The sequence below is a fragment of the Pontibacterium sp. genome (assembly GCF_041587635.1).
Classification (GTDB): domain Bacteria; phylum Pseudomonadota; class Gammaproteobacteria; order Pseudomonadales; family Balneatricaceae; genus Pontibacterium.
Genome location: NZ_JBFGYC010000750.1, coordinates 1 through 1,153, shown reverse-complemented (window position 1 = coordinate 1,153; position 1,153 = coordinate 1). Strand labels below are relative to the sequence as shown.

Below are 1,153 nucleotides of genomic sequence, written 5' to 3'. Positions count from 1 at the left end.
CATTGTCGATGCCAAGGTCTCCCTGACCGCCTACGAGCGTTATTGCTCGACTGAAAACGATCAACAACGGCAACAATTCCTGCGTGAGCATCTCCAGTCACTGCGTGGACATGTACGTGGGCTGAGTGACAAAGCTTATCAGGGGCTCGAAGGTGTTCGCTCACTGGATTTTGTGCTGCTGTTTATTCCGGTTGAAGGGGCATTCATGCTGGCGCTGGAAAATGATCACGGCCTGTTTAATGATGCGTTCGAACGCAACATTATGCTGGTGAGTCCTGCAACGTTGTTGGTGACTCTGCGCACGATTCATAACATTTGGCGCTATGAACACCAGAGTCAGAATGCCCGTGAGATCGCCAGGCGTGGCGGTGAGTTGCATGACAAGTTTGTCGGCTTCGTCGAGGCGATGGATGATATTGGTCGTCATATAGAGCGGACCCGTCAAGCGTATGATACGGCGACAAACCGTCTTTCAAAAGGGCGGGGTAATCTGGTTAATCAGGCCGCGATGCTCAATCAGCTTGGTGCTAGCGGGAAAAAGAAGTTGCCGGAAAGTTTGCTTGAAACCGCATTTGAATCTGCGCTGGAAGCCTCCAGTGGTTTGGGCAAAGCGGGTGCTGATGAGGAGGTATCATGATATCCGTGATTGGATACGGCTCATTGCTGTCTGAGCAATCGGCGCGGGAAACCGTGCCCGAGCTGGAAAACTTTCGCTTAGTGGAGGTGCCGGGTTACCGCCGCATCTTCAACAAGGTAGGCATCGTTTTCTTCAGTCGCCACGGTGCGAGTGAAACGGACCTGGAGATCGCCTCCTGTTCAACCCAGGCATACGATGGCGTCAGTATCGTGTGTAGCCAGTTTGAATGCAGCGAAGAGGCGTTTCTGGGCCTGTATGAGCGTGAACATCGTTTTCGTTGGGTTGAAGTCGAGACACTGGATCAGCGCGGTGAGCGGTCCTCGGGGCGGATCTGTACCGGTTTTAATGATCAGGATTATCGGCTGAACAAATGCATTACTGACGATGAGTACCAACGCCGTGTCGGGCAGTTTTATTCTGGATCTCTCTGGCGTGATGACATTCTGCCTTTTCCTCGATATCTGGCGTTCTGTCTTCAGGCCGCCAGCAGTCAGGGAGAGGCCGTATTGGATAACT

The 1,153-nt window shown here is 52.6% G+C and carries 2 protein-coding genes; both read left to right on the top strand.

Annotation, left to right across the window (positions count from 1 at the left end):
- A partial coding sequence (locus tag ABYW01_RS21410) for a DNA recombination protein RmuC (RefSeq protein WP_372836643.1) occupies window positions 1-637 on the top strand: 637 nt, incomplete at its 5' end.
- Window positions 634-1,153 (top strand): gamma-glutamylcyclotransferase (locus ABYW01_RS21405; RefSeq protein ID WP_372836641.1); only part of this gene is annotated, 520 nt, incomplete at its 3' end. The genes ABYW01_RS21410 and ABYW01_RS21405, both read left to right, overlap by 4 nt.